Source organism: Paenibacillus sp. F411 (genome assembly GCF_017582705.1).
GTDB classification, from domain to species: domain Bacteria; phylum Bacillota; class Bacilli; order Paenibacillales; family Paenibacillaceae; genus Paenibacillus_AQ; species Paenibacillus_AQ algicola.
This window is the reverse complement of the sequence record NZ_JAGFIP010000001.1, coordinates 203,828-219,500: the sequence shown is the minus strand read 5'-3', so window position 1 is coordinate 219,500 and position 15,673 is coordinate 203,828. Positions and strand designations below refer to the sequence as shown.

General features: G+C 53.2%; 20 protein-coding genes and 1 tRNA gene. 8 read left to right on the top strand and 13 right to left on the bottom strand.

Annotated elements, in window-relative coordinates; genetic code table 11:
• Positions 1–43 precede the first annotated feature (43 nt).
• A complete protein-coding gene (locus JJQ72_RS00940) occupies positions 44–682 on the bottom strand; it encodes an O-methyltransferase (protein WP_208202631.1) in 639 nt (212 codons plus the stop codon).
• A gap of 193 nt (positions 683–875) precedes the next feature.
• Here JJQ72_RS00940 and JJQ72_RS00935 point away from each other — a divergent pair, with 193 nt between their 5' ends.
• On the top strand, positions 876–2,024 hold the full coding sequence (locus tag JJQ72_RS00935; RefSeq protein WP_208202435.1) for a THUMP domain-containing class I SAM-dependent RNA methyltransferase: 1,149 nt from the start codon (positions 876–878) through the stop codon (positions 2,022–2,024).
• Between the two features lie 79 nt (positions 2,025–2,103).
• Here JJQ72_RS00935 and JJQ72_RS00930 read toward each other — a convergent pair whose 3' ends face one another.
• From JJQ72_RS00930 to racE, 5 genes are all read right to left on the bottom strand, one after another.
• Positions 2,104–2,370, bottom strand: a complete 267-nt coding sequence (locus JJQ72_RS00930) for a hypothetical protein (protein ID WP_138226369.1) — start codon at positions 2,368–2,370, stop codon at positions 2,104–2,106.
• A 116-nt stretch (positions 2,371–2,486) separates the two neighbouring features.
• Entirely contained in the window at positions 2,487–2,717 is a 231-nt protein-coding gene (locus JJQ72_RS00925) for a YuzB family protein (protein ID WP_138226370.1), read from the bottom strand.
• Positions 2,718–2,808: 91 nt separating this feature from the next.
• Positions 2,809–3,084 carry a hypothetical protein gene (locus tag JJQ72_RS00920; protein ID WP_138226371.1) on the bottom strand — a complete coding sequence of 92 codons (276 nt, stop codon included), beginning with the start codon at positions 3,082–3,084 and terminating at the stop codon, positions 2,809–2,811.
• A gap of 142 nt (positions 3,085–3,226) precedes the next feature.
• Entirely contained in the window at positions 3,227–4,429 is a 1,203-nt protein-coding gene (locus tag JJQ72_RS00915) for a M14 family metallopeptidase (protein ID WP_208202434.1), read from the bottom strand.
• Between the two features lie 172 nt (positions 4,430–4,601).
• Positions 4,602–5,408 carry a glutamate racemase gene (gene racE / locus JJQ72_RS00910; protein WP_138227814.1) on the bottom strand — a complete coding sequence of 269 codons (807 nt, stop codon included), beginning with the start codon at positions 5,406–5,408 and terminating at the stop codon, positions 4,602–4,604.
• Between the two features lie 260 nt (positions 5,409–5,668).
• Here racE and JJQ72_RS00905 point away from each other — a divergent pair, with 260 nt between their 5' ends.
• Positions 5,669–6,757, top strand: a complete 1,089-nt coding sequence (locus tag JJQ72_RS00905; protein ID WP_208202433.1) for a nitric oxide synthase oxygenase — start codon at positions 5,669–5,671, stop codon at positions 6,755–6,757.
• 86 nt (positions 6,758–6,843) lie between these two features.
• On the opposite strand, the gene JJQ72_RS00900 is transcribed toward JJQ72_RS00905, so the two are convergent.
• The 4 genes from JJQ72_RS00900 to JJQ72_RS00885 all read right to left on the bottom strand — a co-directional run bounded on the left by JJQ72_RS00900 (position 6,844) and on the right by JJQ72_RS00885 (position 8,542).
• The gene (locus JJQ72_RS00900; RefSeq protein WP_138226374.1) at positions 6,844–7,194 is read right to left on the bottom strand and encodes a YtxH domain-containing protein; all 351 of its coding nucleotides are present in this window, start codon (positions 7,192–7,194) and stop codon (positions 6,844–6,846) included.
• 21 nt (positions 7,195–7,215) lie between these two features.
• The gene (locus JJQ72_RS00895) at positions 7,216–7,668 is read right to left on the bottom strand and encodes a DUF948 domain-containing protein (protein WP_138226375.1); all 453 of its coding nucleotides are present in this window, start codon (positions 7,666–7,668) and stop codon (positions 7,216–7,218) included.
• 155 nt (positions 7,669–7,823) lie between these two features.
• A complete protein-coding gene (locus JJQ72_RS00890) occupies positions 7,824–8,243 on the bottom strand; it encodes a DUF86 domain-containing protein (protein ID WP_138226376.1) in 420 nt (139 codons plus the stop codon).
• Between the two features lie 11 nt (positions 8,244–8,254).
• Entirely contained in the window at positions 8,255–8,542 is a 288-nt protein-coding gene (locus JJQ72_RS00885; RefSeq protein WP_138226377.1) for a Dabb family protein, read from the bottom strand.
• A gap of 248 nt (positions 8,543–8,790) precedes the next feature.
• Here JJQ72_RS00885 and JJQ72_RS00880 point away from each other — a divergent pair, with 248 nt between their 5' ends.
• From JJQ72_RS00880 to JJQ72_RS00870, 3 genes are all read left to right on the top strand, one after another.
• Positions 8,791–9,405, top strand: coding sequence for a helix-turn-helix domain-containing protein (locus JJQ72_RS00880; protein ID WP_138226378.1), 615 nt, complete (start codon positions 8,791–8,793; stop codon positions 9,403–9,405).
• Between the two features lie 103 nt (positions 9,406–9,508).
• Positions 9,509–9,697, top strand: a complete 189-nt coding sequence (locus tag JJQ72_RS00875) for a hypothetical protein (RefSeq protein WP_138226379.1) — start codon at positions 9,509–9,511, stop codon at positions 9,695–9,697.
• Between the two features lie 89 nt (positions 9,698–9,786).
• Positions 9,787–10,443, top strand: a complete 657-nt coding sequence (locus JJQ72_RS00870; protein ID WP_208202432.1) for a universal stress protein — start codon at positions 9,787–9,789, stop codon at positions 10,441–10,443.
• Between the two features lie 118 nt (positions 10,444–10,561).
• On the opposite strand, the gene JJQ72_RS00865 is transcribed toward JJQ72_RS00870, so the two are convergent.
• Together JJQ72_RS00865 and JJQ72_RS00860 are read right to left on the bottom strand one after the other, a co-directional pair.
• A tRNA-Leu gene (locus tag JJQ72_RS00865) sits at positions 10,562–10,645 on the bottom strand.
• 151 nt (positions 10,646–10,796) lie between these two features.
• Complete coding sequence (locus JJQ72_RS00860) at positions 10,797–11,657, bottom strand: AraC family transcriptional regulator (protein ID WP_208202431.1); 861 nt, start codon at positions 11,655–11,657, stop codon at positions 10,797–10,799.
• 132 nt (positions 11,658–11,789) lie between these two features.
• Here JJQ72_RS00860 and JJQ72_RS00855 point away from each other — a divergent pair, with 132 nt between their 5' ends.
• From JJQ72_RS00855 to JJQ72_RS00845, 3 genes are read left to right on the top strand one after another with little or no spacing between them, the layout of a single operon-like run.
• Positions 11,790–12,848 carry a Gfo/Idh/MocA family protein gene (locus JJQ72_RS00855; RefSeq protein ID WP_138226382.1) on the top strand — a complete coding sequence of 353 codons (1,059 nt, stop codon included), beginning with the start codon at positions 11,790–11,792 and terminating at the stop codon, positions 12,846–12,848.
• Positions 12,849–12,890: 42 nt separating this feature from the next.
• On the top strand, positions 12,891–13,769 hold the full coding sequence (locus tag JJQ72_RS00850; RefSeq protein ID WP_208202430.1) for a sugar phosphate isomerase/epimerase family protein: 879 nt from the start codon (positions 12,891–12,893) through the stop codon (positions 13,767–13,769).
• 29 nt (positions 13,770–13,798) lie between these two features.
• Positions 13,799–14,659 carry a sugar phosphate isomerase/epimerase family protein gene (locus JJQ72_RS00845; protein ID WP_208202429.1) on the top strand — a complete coding sequence of 287 codons (861 nt, stop codon included), beginning with the start codon at positions 13,799–13,801 and terminating at the stop codon, positions 14,657–14,659.
• 64 nt (positions 14,660–14,723) lie between these two features.
• Here JJQ72_RS00845 and JJQ72_RS00840 read toward each other — a convergent pair whose 3' ends face one another.
• The gene (locus JJQ72_RS00840) at positions 14,724–15,641 is read right to left on the bottom strand and encodes an aldo/keto reductase (protein WP_208202428.1); all 918 of its coding nucleotides are present in this window, start codon (positions 15,639–15,641) and stop codon (positions 14,724–14,726) included.
• Positions 15,642–15,673 lie beyond the last annotated feature (32 nt).

Sequence of the window (15,673 nt, the reverse complement as noted above, 5' to 3'; positions counted from 1 at the left end):
TGGCAGCCTGAATTTCTAAGGCTGGCCGCTTGTCCTGGATAACCTATTTCTCGTTCACCCTGGCCAGCACGAGTCCATCATATGAAGGCAGCATCGTGCTGGTCAGCCGCGGATCGCTGGCCATCCTTTCGTTAAATTGGCGCACGGCCTGCACCGATGGACCATTCTTCTCCGGGTCCAGGGTGCGTCCCCTCAAAAAGCAGTTATCTCCTGCAATCAGGGCACCCGGATTCGCGAGCTCCAGTGCATATTCCAGATACAAGGGGTAGTTGCCTTTATCTGCGTCAATAAAGAAGAAATCGAACCTGCGCCCTTCTTCCTTCAGCTGAGACAGGCTGTCTGCCGCAAGACCTGTACGGAACTGAAACATGCCGCCGAAGCCCGCTTGAGTCAGCCGTGAAGACGCCTGTGCCGCGAATTCCTCATTCAGCTCCAATGAGGTCAGGCGGCCGCCTGACCCTAGTCCCCGGCAAAGACAGATCCCGCTGTATCCGCCAAAGGCACCGATTTCCAGCACTTTTCGCGCGCCAGAAGCCTGAACCAGCAGGGTTAGCAGCCTTCCGTATGCAGGAGCTACAGAAATATCCTTCATGCCGGCCTCTGCAATGCTGTCCCGAACAGACCGAAGCTCCTCATCCTCGGTAAACAGCTGATTGACGTACTCTTCCTGAGATCTCACAATAAGTCCCTCCACCTCTGCAGCAGCTGGCCAATGCCGATGCTGCAGTTCATGCACATAATGATATGATAATTGTCTTGCCTTGTACAATCGCCTATACTATTGCCATACTAAAAAAATAAATCCGGCTGCACCAAGCACCTCAGCCGGCGGCGCGTGACGCCGAACTATACCGCATATGGAGTTGAATGTGTTCATGCCTCAATTGCAATTAATCGCTACCGCGCCCATGGGCCTGGAGGCCATTGTAGCCCGGGAGCTGAAAGACCTTGGATATACCGATATGGAGGTAGAGAACGGCAGAGTCGTTTTCGCCGGTGATCTGATTGATATATGCCGTTGCAATTACTGGCTCCGGACCTCGGACCGGATTCTTGTAAAGATGGGAGAGTTTCAGGCCACGACCTTTGATGAGCTGTTTGAAGGCACCAAGGCGCTGCCTTGGGAAGAATGGATTCCGGCAGACGGAGAGTTCCCTGTAGAAGGGCGTTCGCATAAATCCCAGCTTAGCAGCGTCCCGGCTTGCCAGGGCATCGTCAAGAAAGCGATCGTAGAGAAGCTGAAGCTGTCCCACCACACGGAATGGTTCCCGGAGGACGGCCCGCTTTACCGTATCGAGGTATCGCTCTTGAAGGACCGCGCACTTCTGACCCTGGATACAACCGGACCCGCCCTTCATAAACGCGGCTACCGCAAGCTCGTGACTGAAGCACCGCTGAAGGAGACGATGGCTTCCGCACTGATCCAGCTTAGCCGCTGGGGTCCGCATCGCCCTCTCTATGATCCTTGCTGCGGCTCAGGAACGATCCTGATCGAAGCAGCCATGATGGCCTGGAACATCGCACCCGGCCTGCGCCGCAGCTTCCCATCCGAGCAGTGGGACAAGATTGGCAGCCGGAACTGGGAAGAAGCGCGTGAGGAAGCCTTTGATGCCGTGACAGATGACATTCCGCTGCAATTAGGCGGCAGTGACATTGATCCGAAAGCCATTGAGGTCGCTAAGGCCGCTGCCAAAAGCGCAGGCCTCGCGAAGGAAATCAAGCTGGATGTGCTGCCGGCCTCCAAGGCTCTGCCTCAGGGTGATTTCGGCTGCATCATTACGAACCCTCCTTATGGCGAGCGCCTGAGCGAGAAGGAGGAGGTCGAACGCCTGCTTAGACAGTTTGGCAACCTGCTGCAGCAGCTGCCGACATGGTCATTTTTTGCACTGAGCCCGGCCAAGCAGTTCGAGCATTATTTGGGCCGCAAGGCCGACAAACGGCGCAAGCTGTTCAATGGACGCATCGAGTGTCAGTATTATCAATTCCTGGGTCCGCTGCCGCCGCGTCCGGGTCAGGAGTCTTAACAGAAGTCAAAGCAGCAGGAAAAGCAAGATAAGGGGCCACCTCTTTATGAGGCCGGCCCCTTATTGGCATTGGCTAAGCTTACTTCCTTGAGGACAGCTTGGACAGCCGGGCTTTCTCTTCGCCCAGCAGCTCCTCTGCCAGCTCCACCATCCCCGGATTGGCATGGCTATGAGCCTGGCGTACCGCCTGCTCTGTATGAGCAAGTGAATTCTCAGCCTGCTGCACCAGTGCTTCTGTCGGATGCGACAGGGCGGAGGAAACGGAGCGGTGAAGCTTCTCTACCGAGTCCAGCGCACTGTTTGCCGGGTTGTTGGCGTGAAGGCTGGAGTCATGGCTGTTAGTCATAATACCGTCTCCCTTCAGAATCTGGAATAGCCTGCTGCCTATTTAGCATGGATATCAAGACGCAGAACTATGCAGGAGCGATAAAATGAACATGCTGTTTCCGATCGACACCGGACTCAGGAAGACTGCTTGATAAACGGCTTCGCTTTCGCCAGCACCTCATCCTCCGTGGGAGCGCTGATATACCGGCCGTTCACATACACAAAAGCGCGCTTCTTGCACGGTCCGCAGTAGGATTTACAGCCGACCTTGATGTCCGCATCAGGGGCAAGCTTTTTCAATTTTGGAATAATCGTCTTGAGTGAGGTGCCTTTGCATTTCTCGCACACTCTAATATCGTTAGGCATGTTGTTCATATCCTTTACAATCAGTTCAGCATTCAGCAATTTCAATATTTAATTGTATGCCCCGCCGCGCATTTTGACAAGCTGTGCTTTCTTAACGAACCCGGCGCTGCTGTGGATCTGAACTGTGGTTCAGCTGTGGATACTTGCGATCCACTCTTCCGACAAACCAGTTTGCGAGCAGCATCGTAACGCCAATATCATCAATCGGTATAAACGGCAGCAGATCGGGAAGCACCCAATACAGGGCAGCCGGTATCACAAAGAGCAGCTTGTCCTTTAAGGCGACCTGCGGAGAAACCAGATATTCCATAATCCGCTTCAAAACATGCGACCAGCGGCGCAGCGACAGAAGCTTTCTCCATTTCATCTCGTTCTCCTCCTTTAATTCTATGTTACCCGATATTGCGTCTTATGAAGAACAAGACCGCGCTGCCAGATCTGAGGGCCCGGTTGAGAACACATCTCCCTGATCGTTACGTATGGCAGCAGCGGTCCGTTTCACATTCAGCTCAGGCTAATGACATAAATGCAGCCATAATGGCCGTCGTTTCAAAGGCAAGGTCCTCGAAATCCTCCAGCGGAAGCGGATTGATTCCTCTTCCCAGCTCGACGGTGAAGCCGGGCTTGCGGTAATGCTGAATAAACCAATCCTTGTAGCCGGCATCGCTGCCCGACAGCTTCACAGCCCGATAGCCGGCTGCCTGAGCCAGCCTGTGGGCCCATTGCTCACTGTATTCCGGCTCACAGCTTCGATAATTCCAGTAAATCTCCTGACCCTGGCTGTGCCAGGAAATGACTCTTTCCGGCTGAATGCTCAAGGTATGCTCATAAAGACCCCGCGCCTCCGGCTCACTCAGCGGTGCAGGCCCCGGATAATCCTGCGGTGCAGGGCCTGATTTCCCTCGCCGCTCGACCTCCTGCTCCCAATGGGCCGGGAACTGATCACCCAGATCAACGCCGCGGATATTCGCTTTCCATTTGCGGAAATTTTCGCGCCCGCCGTTCCACTCCAGCAGCTGACCGGCTGCAGACCCCAGGCCGCTGACACCCTGCTGCACGAGCTCTACGCCATCGGGATTGACCATCGGCACGAGCCAGAGCGTATATTGCCTGAACCACTCTGTTACATCATGGCCCAGCAAGCTGCTGCCGCGGGTCCAAGCGGAGGCATACTGCTCTGCAAACCGGAGCAGACAGGGCGCTGTGATCCATTCATTTCCGTGCAGTGCCCCATGTACATGCAGCGCACGATTGCCGCTTCCCAGCCGGAGTGCTTGAATAGGCGTTCCCAGCACACTCGCACCAATCTGCTCAACCGTCATACATGAATAACGAGAAGTCAGCCTGAGCAGATCCTCGGCGCACTCGCGAGGACCATACTCTCCCTGCAGCTGTACAAGCGGTCCGCCCGAAACCGGAGGCAGGGCGATTGTCTTCCCGGGCGTAAAGCGATATAACGAAAGACCGGGATTAATGGCCTCCAAATCACAAACCTCACATTGAAAAGAAGCCGCTACACTCTCGGGCGTATCGCCATCCATCACCATATATCTCTTTCGAAATGAAGATGGCAAAAACATAATTTGTCCCGGCTTGATGTACGGCTGACGGGAAATCCATGGATTCGCGGTCATCAGCTGCTCTTTGGCGAGCTCGTACCGGGCAGCGATTCTGAGCACGGTATCTCCGGGTTTTACAACATACTGGCGCATTGAAATGCTCCTTCCAAGCGGCCCTCACAGCCGCAGTGTAGTCATGCATCCTCTGCTCCAAGTGTATGCCGGTACGGTTGTACCACATGTGTCCACCTAACAGCCCTAGTCCCCGGAACAGCAAAAAAAGCCGGCTTCAGGAGCCGGCCCTTTCAGAATCAATAACAGCGTATTATAGCTTCGTAATCTGCCAAACGACCGGCGTCCGCCGGATATGCTCTCCGAGCCATTCGGCAGCAATGCTCTGAAACATCTCTGCATCCCCTGTACAAAAGAACTGATGCACCGGCGTTTCCTCACTGCTCGCCAGCTGACCCTTATCATAAAGGATCGTGCTGATTTCCCTCGCCGTTTCATCCGCTGAGCTGATCAGCTTGACGCCATCGCCCATCACCTGCTGAATGGTGTCTATGAGAAATGGATAATGGGTACAGCCCAGAATGAGGCAGTCCATTTCATCAGGATGAAGAGTGCTTAACGCTTCACGCACCACCTGCAGCGATCCCTCCGCTCGAAACAGCCCCTGCTCCACAAGCGGGACCAGGGTTGGACAAGCCTGACTCTGAACCTGCACGTAGGGCGAAAGCTGCTTCAGTGCAGCCGTGTACGCTCCGCTGCCGATCGTTCCGGCTGTACCAATGACACCGACATGTCCTGTCTTGGTCGCACTGATGGCGGCCCGGGCGCCAGGATGAATGACCCCGATCACGGGAATCTGCACTTTTGCGGAAATGTAATCCAGGGCTGCTGCTGTCGCTGTATTACAGGCGATAACGATCATTTTAGGATCATATTGAAGCAGGTAATCTACGATCTGCTCCGTGAATTGACGGACTTCTTCCGGGGTACGGGGTCCGTAGGGTGCGCGGGCGGTATCGCCGAAGTAGATGACCTTCTCCCGCGGGAGCTGTCTCATCACTTCCTTGGCAACGGTCAGACCGCCGACACCCGAATCTAGTATTGCAATGGCTTGCTGCACGAACACACCGCTTCCTTCTTTAGCAATTGATAATTTCATATACTTACAGTGCTACCATATGTCGTTTCTGTCCGAAACGTACCTAAATCTTACCCCATTTCCTGCCTGCCTTCAACTTTCCGCTAGCTGTGGCTGCAGTCATTCCGGAGAGCACTAACGTTAACATAATCGCTAATTTTGTCTTATCTTCTGCCTCGCTTTTGGCATATACTTAAACTACAGCCCTGAACACTGAAACAAGAGAGACAGGTGATGCATAGATGTCAGTCACAACGAGCTTGCTGCACGAGGCCGAGCGCTTTATCAGGACAAGCTTTGCCGAGCTCGGCAAAGCTCCTGCAGAGGCAGAAACCCGAATCCGCGCGATCGAGCTGGAAATCCGGCAGAGCGGTACATATACACATACCGAGGAAGAATTAACACATGGTGCCAAGCTGGCCTGGCGTAACAGTAACCGCTGCATTGGCAGGCTGTTCTGGGACAGCCTTCGGGTCAGGGACGCCCGGGCTGCCTCTACGCCGGCCCAGGCGGCAGAGCACTTGGTGGATCATATTTACACCGCCACCAATGGCGGCAAAATTATCCCGACGATTACGATCCTTGCTCCCGAAACGGACGGAGATGAAAGCCTCCGCATCTGGAACCATCAACTGATCCGGTATGCCGGCTACGAGCAAGACGGCAGGATGGCCGGTGACCCGGCCTCCCTGGACTTCACGTCCCAGTGCCGCGCACTGGGGTGGAGAGGACAGGGAAGTGACTACGATGTCCTTCCTCTGGTTATTCAGAAGGGGAATGCCGTCCCGGAATGGTTTCCTCTCCCTCCTGATGCTGTGCTGGAGGTGGAGCTTGACCATCCCGAGGTGCCGGACTTTCAGCGCCTGGGACTGAAATGGTATGCTGTGCCTATCATCTCCGATATGAGCTTAGAGATTGGCGGCATTCGCTATCCGTCAGCACCTTTTAACGGCTGGTACATGGGCACCGAGATCGGGTCAAGAAACCTGGCCGACACATTCCGGTACAATAAGCTGCCCGCCGTCGCCGCCCATCTGGGTCTGGATACGTCCAGAGACAGCTCCCTGTGGATCGACCGGGCGCTGCTGGAGCTCAATACAGCCGTGTTGTACTCGTTCAAGCGTAGCGGTGTCAGCATTGTAGATCATCACACTGCCGCTTCACAGTTCCGGCGCTTCGAGGAACGGGAGCAGGATGCGGGAAGATCCGTGACCGGAGATTGGACCTGGCTGATCCCTCCCATGTCTCCTGCATCCACTCACATCTTCCACGCTGCTTATAAGAATGAGCTGAAATCTCCGATGTTCCGTTATCAGGAAAGGCCTTATTAGAACAAGACAACAAACGCCCTGCTCGGTTTTGGCTTCAAGCCAAGCCCAAGCAGGGCGTTTATGCTATAAGACGCTACGACCATGGTTTAACGGTGCTGCTGTTCTCCTTGAAGCTCTTCATCCTCTTCCTGTTCCCGAAAAGAGGAAATCCGGGCTTCTGCACCGTCAGCCAGCCAGGATTGCTGCTTCTGGCTCCAGTCCTGCAGCTCGGAGATCATCCCCTGAGCCCGGTCTGTCATCACGCCAATCCAGGAAATGCCCTGTTCGCCCAGCTTTTCAGCGGTTTCCTGCACTTTATCTCCAGCAAGGCGCGCGCCGTCGGCAAGGCTCTCTCTAAGCTCCCGGCCAGATTTCGGTGTCAGCAGCAGGGCCGTTACAGACCCGGCAATGCTTCCGATAAGTGCTCCCCACAGCAAACCTTTGCTTTTTTCGTTCATTGTGCATCTCTCCTTTGATCTTTACTCAGCCTGCCCGCCGCCGGTCCGGGGAGACCGTCGATGCCATGCATGCCAGAACGAAACCCCGATGTCCAGCCAGCGAAACAGCTCTCCGAGCTGCTTCTCATTGTCCAGTCGAGCCTGCTCCAAGTGCTGAGCGGCAGACTGGGCAGCCTTCTGGCTGACTCTGGACACACCAATTACCGCTTCTGAAGCGGAATGGACCGCACCTTTCACCTGGACAACCATGGATTCTGCTGCAGCCAGCTGCCGCTCTACGTGCCCCAGCGAACGAGATGCCTGTTCCATAACCTGTGACGTCTGCTCTGATAGCGCTGCGTACTGCTCTTCCATGGTTCTTAGCACAGCTTCCGCTCGAAGCAGCATGTTCCGGATCAGAAACCCTATGGTAATCGCCGCTGCGGCAATGATCCAGATCCCTGCTGCCGCGGCCACAATGCCCCACTCCTGCATACCTGCCTCTCCCCTTCCTTCCGGCTGACCGGGCGAATGCCTAGTCGCATGCTGCATTATAAGCAGCCAGGGCCTGGCCTGACACTGTTTGCACGAAAAAAAAGCCCTCCACACGATTCATCGTGTAAAAGGCTCTATGACGCTTCCTGTGGACGCTACAGCTCCCGCTCTAAATATCCCCTGACTTCAGATGCAAAGGTCTCCAGCAGGCCAGGCAGACTCTCTGTCAATGGGTGCAGCGCAAAGCGGTCCCAGTCATAATACTCCTGAACCAGCGGCCGGCGCAGCCGGACAAGCTCGATGAAGGCATCATAGACGGGCTTGGACATGACCTTCTCTTCGTGGATGATATCCATAATGTCCTCATAGCTGCTGGCATCGCGCATAATAAAGCCGTCAATCAGATAGCTGCCGACATCGGTAACGACCTCGATCGCCAAATGGAGCGCACGCTCCTGAATAAACCCGCAGGCCACTGTCGGCTTCCAGGCAGCAGCAGCCTCCCTCATACCTTCTGCAATATGAGGTATCGCATTCAGACGACGTTCAATTTGATCCTGGTTTACGTAATACAAGCCATCACCGCCTAAACTTCGAAATCGACAGCGAGGGTATGATCCTTCACTTCGTTAATATATTGAATCACTTCCTGATGAGCGGGGTGCACCTGATACGCCTGAAGCTCCTCCAGGGAATCCACTTCCACGATCAAGGCCAGGTCGTAAGAGCGCTCCGAGCGCACAACGTCTGCCCCTGCCTCCAGCGAGCGGAGCTGGGGAATTTGTCCGTCCATATTTTTGAGCACCTGGACTGTGCGCTCAATGTTCTCTGCAGTCGGTTCTTTCAGCTTGAAAAATACGATGTGTTTAATCAAAAGTCATTCCTCCGTCACAGGATGATAGGTACTCTTTCTGTTCTATCATACCCTGCCCGGCTCAAAAAAGAAATGAACGGCTTGTGCCGTTTAGACACGTTTTACAGGTGTAAACCGTACACTGCACCGCCTTTTTAAAGAGCATACAGTATAACTTCACAGCAAGCTGGAAACAAATGATAGAAACAGCCTATTGAAAGTTGGTTGTCGAATAATGTAGTATTGTGGTAAAAAAAGTCGGAGGAATTATGCCTACACAACCACAGCAAGAAAAACACTCCATCGAGGCGTGGTCCCTGATCAACCGTAAATACCTGGGTAAAGGCGTGCGCGTAAAGCGATTCCGCAGACCTACCCGGTGTCAGATCCGTAACCGTGTCCTGCTTGCCATCCTGATGGCCAATGATATCAAGCTCTCCCAGCTGGCAGAGGAGCTCGGCGTTTCTTCACGCAGCGTCAGTGCCTGGGTCTATGAGGGGCGTGTGCCCGGCAAAACCAATCTGGAGAAGGCTTGCAGCTATCTCGGTTATCCCCGTCATATTTTGTTTCGCGAAGAATTACTGGAAAAGTCACCCTTGATCTGTCAGCCGGAGCCTTCGCGCTTCATGAAACGGACGTTGACCCGTTCACCCGTCAGCAATCGGATTTTGACTGGCCTGTGCATGGTGCATGACCTCTCGGTCAGTGATGTCAGCCGCTGGATCGGCGTACATCCCGGCACATTCCGTAAATGGCTGCATCAGGGAACCCTGCCTTCTCCAGCGTTTCAAGAGAAAGCAGAAGCCTTTTTTCGCATCCCGCGCTCGGTACTGTTTGCCGACTGCGCACTTCAAGGAGATCTTCGAACCAAAGCTCAGCCGTAACGGCAAAAATAGGGACCATTCTTTAAGATCCTGGATCTTTAGAATGGTCCCTGTTCTTGCAGGGAATACCATCTCCATAGCCTTGGATAAACGGAGGGATAAGATGGATAAGGATATCGGCACGGCGCTGGGACTACTGGGAGGCACGACGCTTGGAAGCGGGATCGGCTTTCTAATGGGCTGGCATTCCTATGATCTGATATGGAGTGTAATTTTGGGAGGCTTGCTTGGCATGCTGAGCGGCCTGGTGACGGCAATACGCTGGCGTGCTGGCAGCAAGACCTCTCCGTGAACTGCAGAACGCCGCAGGTGAATTTCTCCCTGCGGCTTCTTTTTTGTTACAATGTGTACATAATGCACAAAACAGGAGGTGGAGCAGGATTGAATACGAATCAAAGCCCGGCCGAAGATACATTTGCCAGTGAAAGTATTCTGGTCTGTGTCAGCTACGGGCCGAGCTCAGAGCGTCTGATCCGCCGCGGAGCCAAGCTCGCGCAGGCCTTTCAGGCGCCACTGACAATCTTGACGGTAGGCGTCCAGGATGAAGATACGTATCACGAAGAAAGAGATCGGAACATGGCCTTGTGGACATCGCTCGCACAGCAGCTGCAAGCGGAGTTTCTGATTTCAAAGCGTCCCTCGCGGGATGCCGCAGAGGTGATCATTGAGACGGCGAGAGAAAGAAAGATTACCCAGATTGTCCTGGGTCAGTCTGTCCGTACGAAATGGGAGGAGTTAACCGAGGACTCGATCATGAACGAGATTCTCCGCAGCATTGAGCTGGTGGATATTCATGTTGTCTCGGTCAAGCGACAGGTGGAGCAGCAGCATGAGGATGATTATGAGCCGGGCACAAAGGCATATCTCGTTCGGGATGGCGATAGCTATGTGCTGCAATTTGAGACGAGTGCAGCGGATGCGATTGAAGGAACCTTTTATCAGAGCGTGTACACGGACTTCAATAACGGCATTTTCAAGACGATTCGGGGTCAAGAGGTCATTAAATATCACATTTTCGACGGTGCAGTAACAACATAAACTGTGGATTATGCAATCAGGCCGCTAGCCGCGGCCTGATTGCACGCACCGCACCCACTCTAACCCTGAATATTAAGAAAAGAGCTGATCCCCAAGGGATCAGCTCTTATTCATAGGATGCGGTCGAGAGGACTCGAACCTCCACGGGGGTTAGCCCACACGGACCTGAACCGTGCGCGTCTGCCAATTCCGCCACGACCGCAAGCATATATCTTCGAAGCCTCGAAGATGTCTAGTGAATTCTCGGTTGTCTTGTTCTTTCCGAACCAGTTCCGTTTCAATCACCGTAATTAAGAGTATACTCTCGCTTCAGCAAGATTGCAAGCACTTTTTCAAAAAACTTTAAAGACCCTTCACGGCCCTACCCGGTTACGATAGCTGCGCGGCGAAACGCCGGTCATTTTCTTGAAGACCCGGGAGAAATAAAAGGTATCTTTATATCCTAACGCTTCCCCAGTCTCCTTCACCGTCAGCTCGGTATTCAGTAAAATGCTGCGTGCTTCCGAAATCCGGAGGCGGTGCAGAAATTCGTTCAGCGGATAGCCCGTATACTCCTGTACTATTCTTCGAAGCGTGGATACTGAAATATGATGCCTTGACGCCATCTCTGCCGCTTCCTGCCTTACATGGAGAGATTGCGAGATGTCTTGAATAACCTTGAGCGCAAAGCTTTCCCGGGTACTGTCCTCTCCACCGTCGGAATAACAGGCTAAATCGTACAAAAAGCTTTCCAGCATAAGCACTGCGCGGTCCATATTGCTTGGCGCTCCGCTGTCCATCAGCTTGAAGATCAGCTCCATCCGGTGCATTAAAGAATCATCAAATACAGTGGCCTTGACCTTCCCGGGGTCCTGCAGCCACTGCTCCAGCCATTCTGTAATGCGGGAGCCTTCTACCGTAAAGTAATATTCATCCCAATCTCCGCCCTCCCAAGGCCCGTAATTGAATACTGCGCCCGGGTACAGGCAGAACCAGCTTCCCGCTTCAATCGCCTGCTGCTCCCCCTCATCGACCTGATAAAAGCCGGAGCCGCCGGTAATCATGACAAATGCCCAATACGAGAATTGCGCGTTCAGGCGCTGGGGCCTTCTCTTTGGAAGATGTCCGGCGTTCACCAGGGTCAGAGACTTGATCTTCTGCTTGCTCGCATCCAGCTTGGGGTTAAACAGACGAATAGGATATGAACTGATCATATAATCCATGGTTATTGTCATCCTGCACATTCTCCCCCTCATACAAACGTGCTAACTTATAGGTGCTTGAATAAATATAACATATTTGATTGCGCCCCTCTATACGGGTGCCCCAAGAGCAAGCATGAAATATGGAAAGGATGTTAGGTTATTATGAGTACCTTGAACATCGGTTTGATCGGAAGCGGATCCATCTCTGAATCGCATTTAAAGGCTTACAGTGCCAACCCGAAGGTCAGGCTTGCCGCCGTATGCGACCTGAATGAACCCAGAGCGCGTGAAAAGGCAGAGAAATATGACATCCCGAACGTGTATAGTCATTATAAGGAACTGCTCGCAAATTCCGAGGTAGATGCCGTCAGTATTTGTACCTGGAACAATTCACATGCAGAGATTAGTATTGCCGCCCTTCAAGCGGGCAAGCATGTGCTGTGTGAGAAGCCGCTGTGCAAGACGGTCGAGGAAGCGCTGCAGGTGCAGGAGGCGGTACGAGAATCCGGCAAAACGCTGCAGGTCGGCTATGTTCGCCGCCATGCCTCCAGCATTCATGTCCTGAAGAAGTTTATTGATGAAGACGAGCTTGGAGAAATTTATTTTGCCAAAGCGAGCCTGATTCGCCGCCTCGGCAACCCCGGCGGCTGGTTCGCCGATCAGGAGCGCTCCGGCGGAGGGCCTTTGATTGATATCGGCGTTCACTGTATCGACCTGTGCTGGTATTTGATGGGCAAGCCAAAGGTGAAATCGGTCAGCGGCAACACGTATAACCGCCTTGGCAACCGAGCTCATATTCAGAACCTGGATTTTTACAAAGCCGCTGATTATGACGCCGCCTTAAACAACGTAGAGGATATGGCGAATGCCCTTATCCGTTTTGAGAACGGGGCCTCTTTGCTGGTCGATGTCAGCTTTACCCTGCACGCGCGGGATAACTCTGCGCAGATCAATATTTATGGAGACAAGGGCGGCGCCGAGATTGAGCCGAAGCTCTCTATTGTAACGGAGCGTCACAATACGATTATTAATGTAGAGCCGCAGCTTACACATCCGGGCTTCGAATTTCAAGGAGCATTTGACCAGGAAATTTCCCATTTTGTCGATAGCTGTCTCGGCCTGATTCAAACCAATAGTCCGGTAGAGGACGGCGTGGAAATGATCAAGATCCTGAATGCCGTGTATCAATCGGCTGCCGAGGGCCGTGAAATTCATTTTTAATATGATGTTTAACCACTTTATAAGATAAGGAGTGTGACTTGGATGCTGCTAAATAATAAAATCGGAGTCATTGTAGACAGCTTTGGAGTCGGGGTGCGCGAGGGACTTGTTAAGGCCAAGCAGGCTGGCGCTGACGGTGTACAGATCTATGCCGTTTCGGGCGAGATGGATCCTGCCAACCTGAGTCCTGCGAAACGCCGCGAGCTGCGCGAATACATTGACGGGCTTGGCCTTGAAATTTCTGCACTCTGCGGCGATCTCGCCGGGCATGGCTTTCAGGATGCTGCAGCCAATCCGGAGAAGATCGAGAAATCGAAGCAGATTCTGGATCTGGCTGTGGAGCTGGGCACAAACGTCGTCACCACACATATTGGCATCGTGCCGGAGGATCAGAACGACCGGATCTATGATGCTATGCAGCGGTCCTGTGATGAGCTTGGCATCTACGCCAAGAGCATGAATGCCTACTTTGCGATTGAGACTGGACCGGAGCCCGCAGCGCATCTGAAAAGCTTCCTCGATCATCTCACTACGAACGGCGTCTCGGTTAATTTCGATCCGGCCAATATGGTCATGGTTACCGGTGACGATCCTGTGGAAGGTGTGAAGCTGCTGAAGGACTATGTCGTGCATACGCATGTCAAGGACGGTGTGCGGCTGCGTCACATGGACCCCCGCGATGTCTACGGCTTCCTGGGCTACAATGCTATGGACCACGGAAAAATCGCGGATATGGCTGTCTCCGGGGCCTCTTTTAAGGAGCTCCCGTTAGGGGAAGGCAAGGTGGACTTCAAGGCTTACTTCGCTGCGCTTGATGAGATTGGCTATAAAGGCTATCTGACCATTGAACGGGAAGTCGGCGACAATCCGGAGATGGATATCCAAAAGGCCGTAGCCTTTATTAAATCCTTCAAGAATTAACCCTTAAATGGCAGAGAGGAGAATACCGCATGAAACTGGGAGTTAGCTCGTACAGCCTGTTTCAGGCCATGAATGCCGGACATATGAATATTCTGGAGGCGATAGACTGGGTAGCCGAGAATGGCGGAGAGCATATTGAGATCGTACCGGGACTCGGCTTCAGCTTTGAGGAGCAGCCGGAGCTCGAGGAGCAGCTGATCAGCAAGGCGAAGTCTGCAGGTATTGAAATTTCGAACTATGCGATCGGCGCTAATTTCTTGAACGATACGGAAGATCAATATGAAGCAGAAATTGCCCGGGTCATCTCCGAGGTGGATCGCGTTCACCGCCTGGGAGCAAAGCTGATGCGCCATGACGTGGCTTCCCGTCAGGACACATCAATAAGGAATTTTAATCAGGACCTGGAGCGGATCGCTGCAGCCTGTCAACGGATTGCAGACCATGCCAGAGAATACGGTATTACGACCAGCCTGGAGAATCACGGCTATTACGTCCAGGCCAGCGACCGCGTGCAAAGTGTGATCCATGCCGTAAATCGGGACAATTTCAAGACCACGCTGGATGTCGGCAATTTTGTCTGTGTGGATGAAGATCCACTGACTGCCGTGAAAAACAATCTGCCCTATGCTTCTATGGTGCACATAAAGGATTTCTACGTCCGTCCTGCTCACCGCAATCCCGGAGAAGGCTGGTTCAAGAGCGCAGGCGGCCGCTATCTCCGCGGTGCCATCGCCGGTCAGGGGGATCTGGATATGGTTGAAATCATTCGCAGCATTAAATCTTCCGGCTACGATGGCTTCTTGTCCATTGAATACGAAGGCATGGAGGAGTGCACCAAAGGCACCCGAATTGCCCTTCACAACGTCAAGCGGATTTGGAGCGAGGTCTAGTGTACTGGAAACAGCCGTTCAGGGGATATCCCTTGAACGGCTGTTGTTGTTAGATCTCAAGCCTTTACTTCCAAGCAGCCGGGTGGTCTTCCTTCACCATGCCTATCTCCACGGCTCTCGCGTTCGACTTCACCTGCTCAATGCTCTTACATCCCGGTATTACGCAGCTGACTGCGGAGTGCTGCAAACACCATGCCAGAGCCCATTCTGCCATCCCCACGCCATCCGGCACTTCAGAGCGCTGGATCTGCTCCACGAGACGCAGCTTCTTATCCATCTCTTCCCGTTCATGATTCTTGCGCACATTGTCTGTAAAGACCGCTCCCGGCTTGTATTTGCCGCTTAAATATCCGCTCGCCAGCGGAACCCTTGCCAGTACACCCAGGTCTTGCCGCTGACAGGATGGGAACACTTCCTGCTCCGGCGCTTGATCAATGCGATTATAAATCACTTGAATCGCTTTTGCGTTCACATCGGTAGCCTTATCCGTCTGGTACACATTTTGGTTGCTGCCGATCGAAATGCCCAAATTGCGAATGCTCCCGGCTTGAACCTGCTTATCCAGCATCGTCCACAGGTCATCATGATTAAATACCTCATCCGAACCGGAATGGAATTGGTACAAATCAATGTAGTCCGTGTTCAACGCTCGCAAGGATTCCTCAAGCTGGGTACGGATCTCATCCACACTCCATGCATTTTCCCAGTGGTCATGCCACCGATGACCGAATTTGGAAGCAATAACCCAATCCTCCCGGCGGTCTCGCTTCAAAAAATCACCAATGAACTTTTCTGACATATGATGCGGACCGTAGCACTCCGCCGTGTCAATCAGATTGATTCCCAGGTCCTTTGCACAGCCCAGAATGCCATCCACATCCTTTTGGCTGAAATCTTTTCCCCAATCGCCGCCAAACTGCCAGGTGCCTACGCCCACAACGGATACTTTAAGCTCTGTACGCCCTAATCTTCTGTATTTCATCCTGAGCCTCTCACTCCTTATGAGGATAGTTT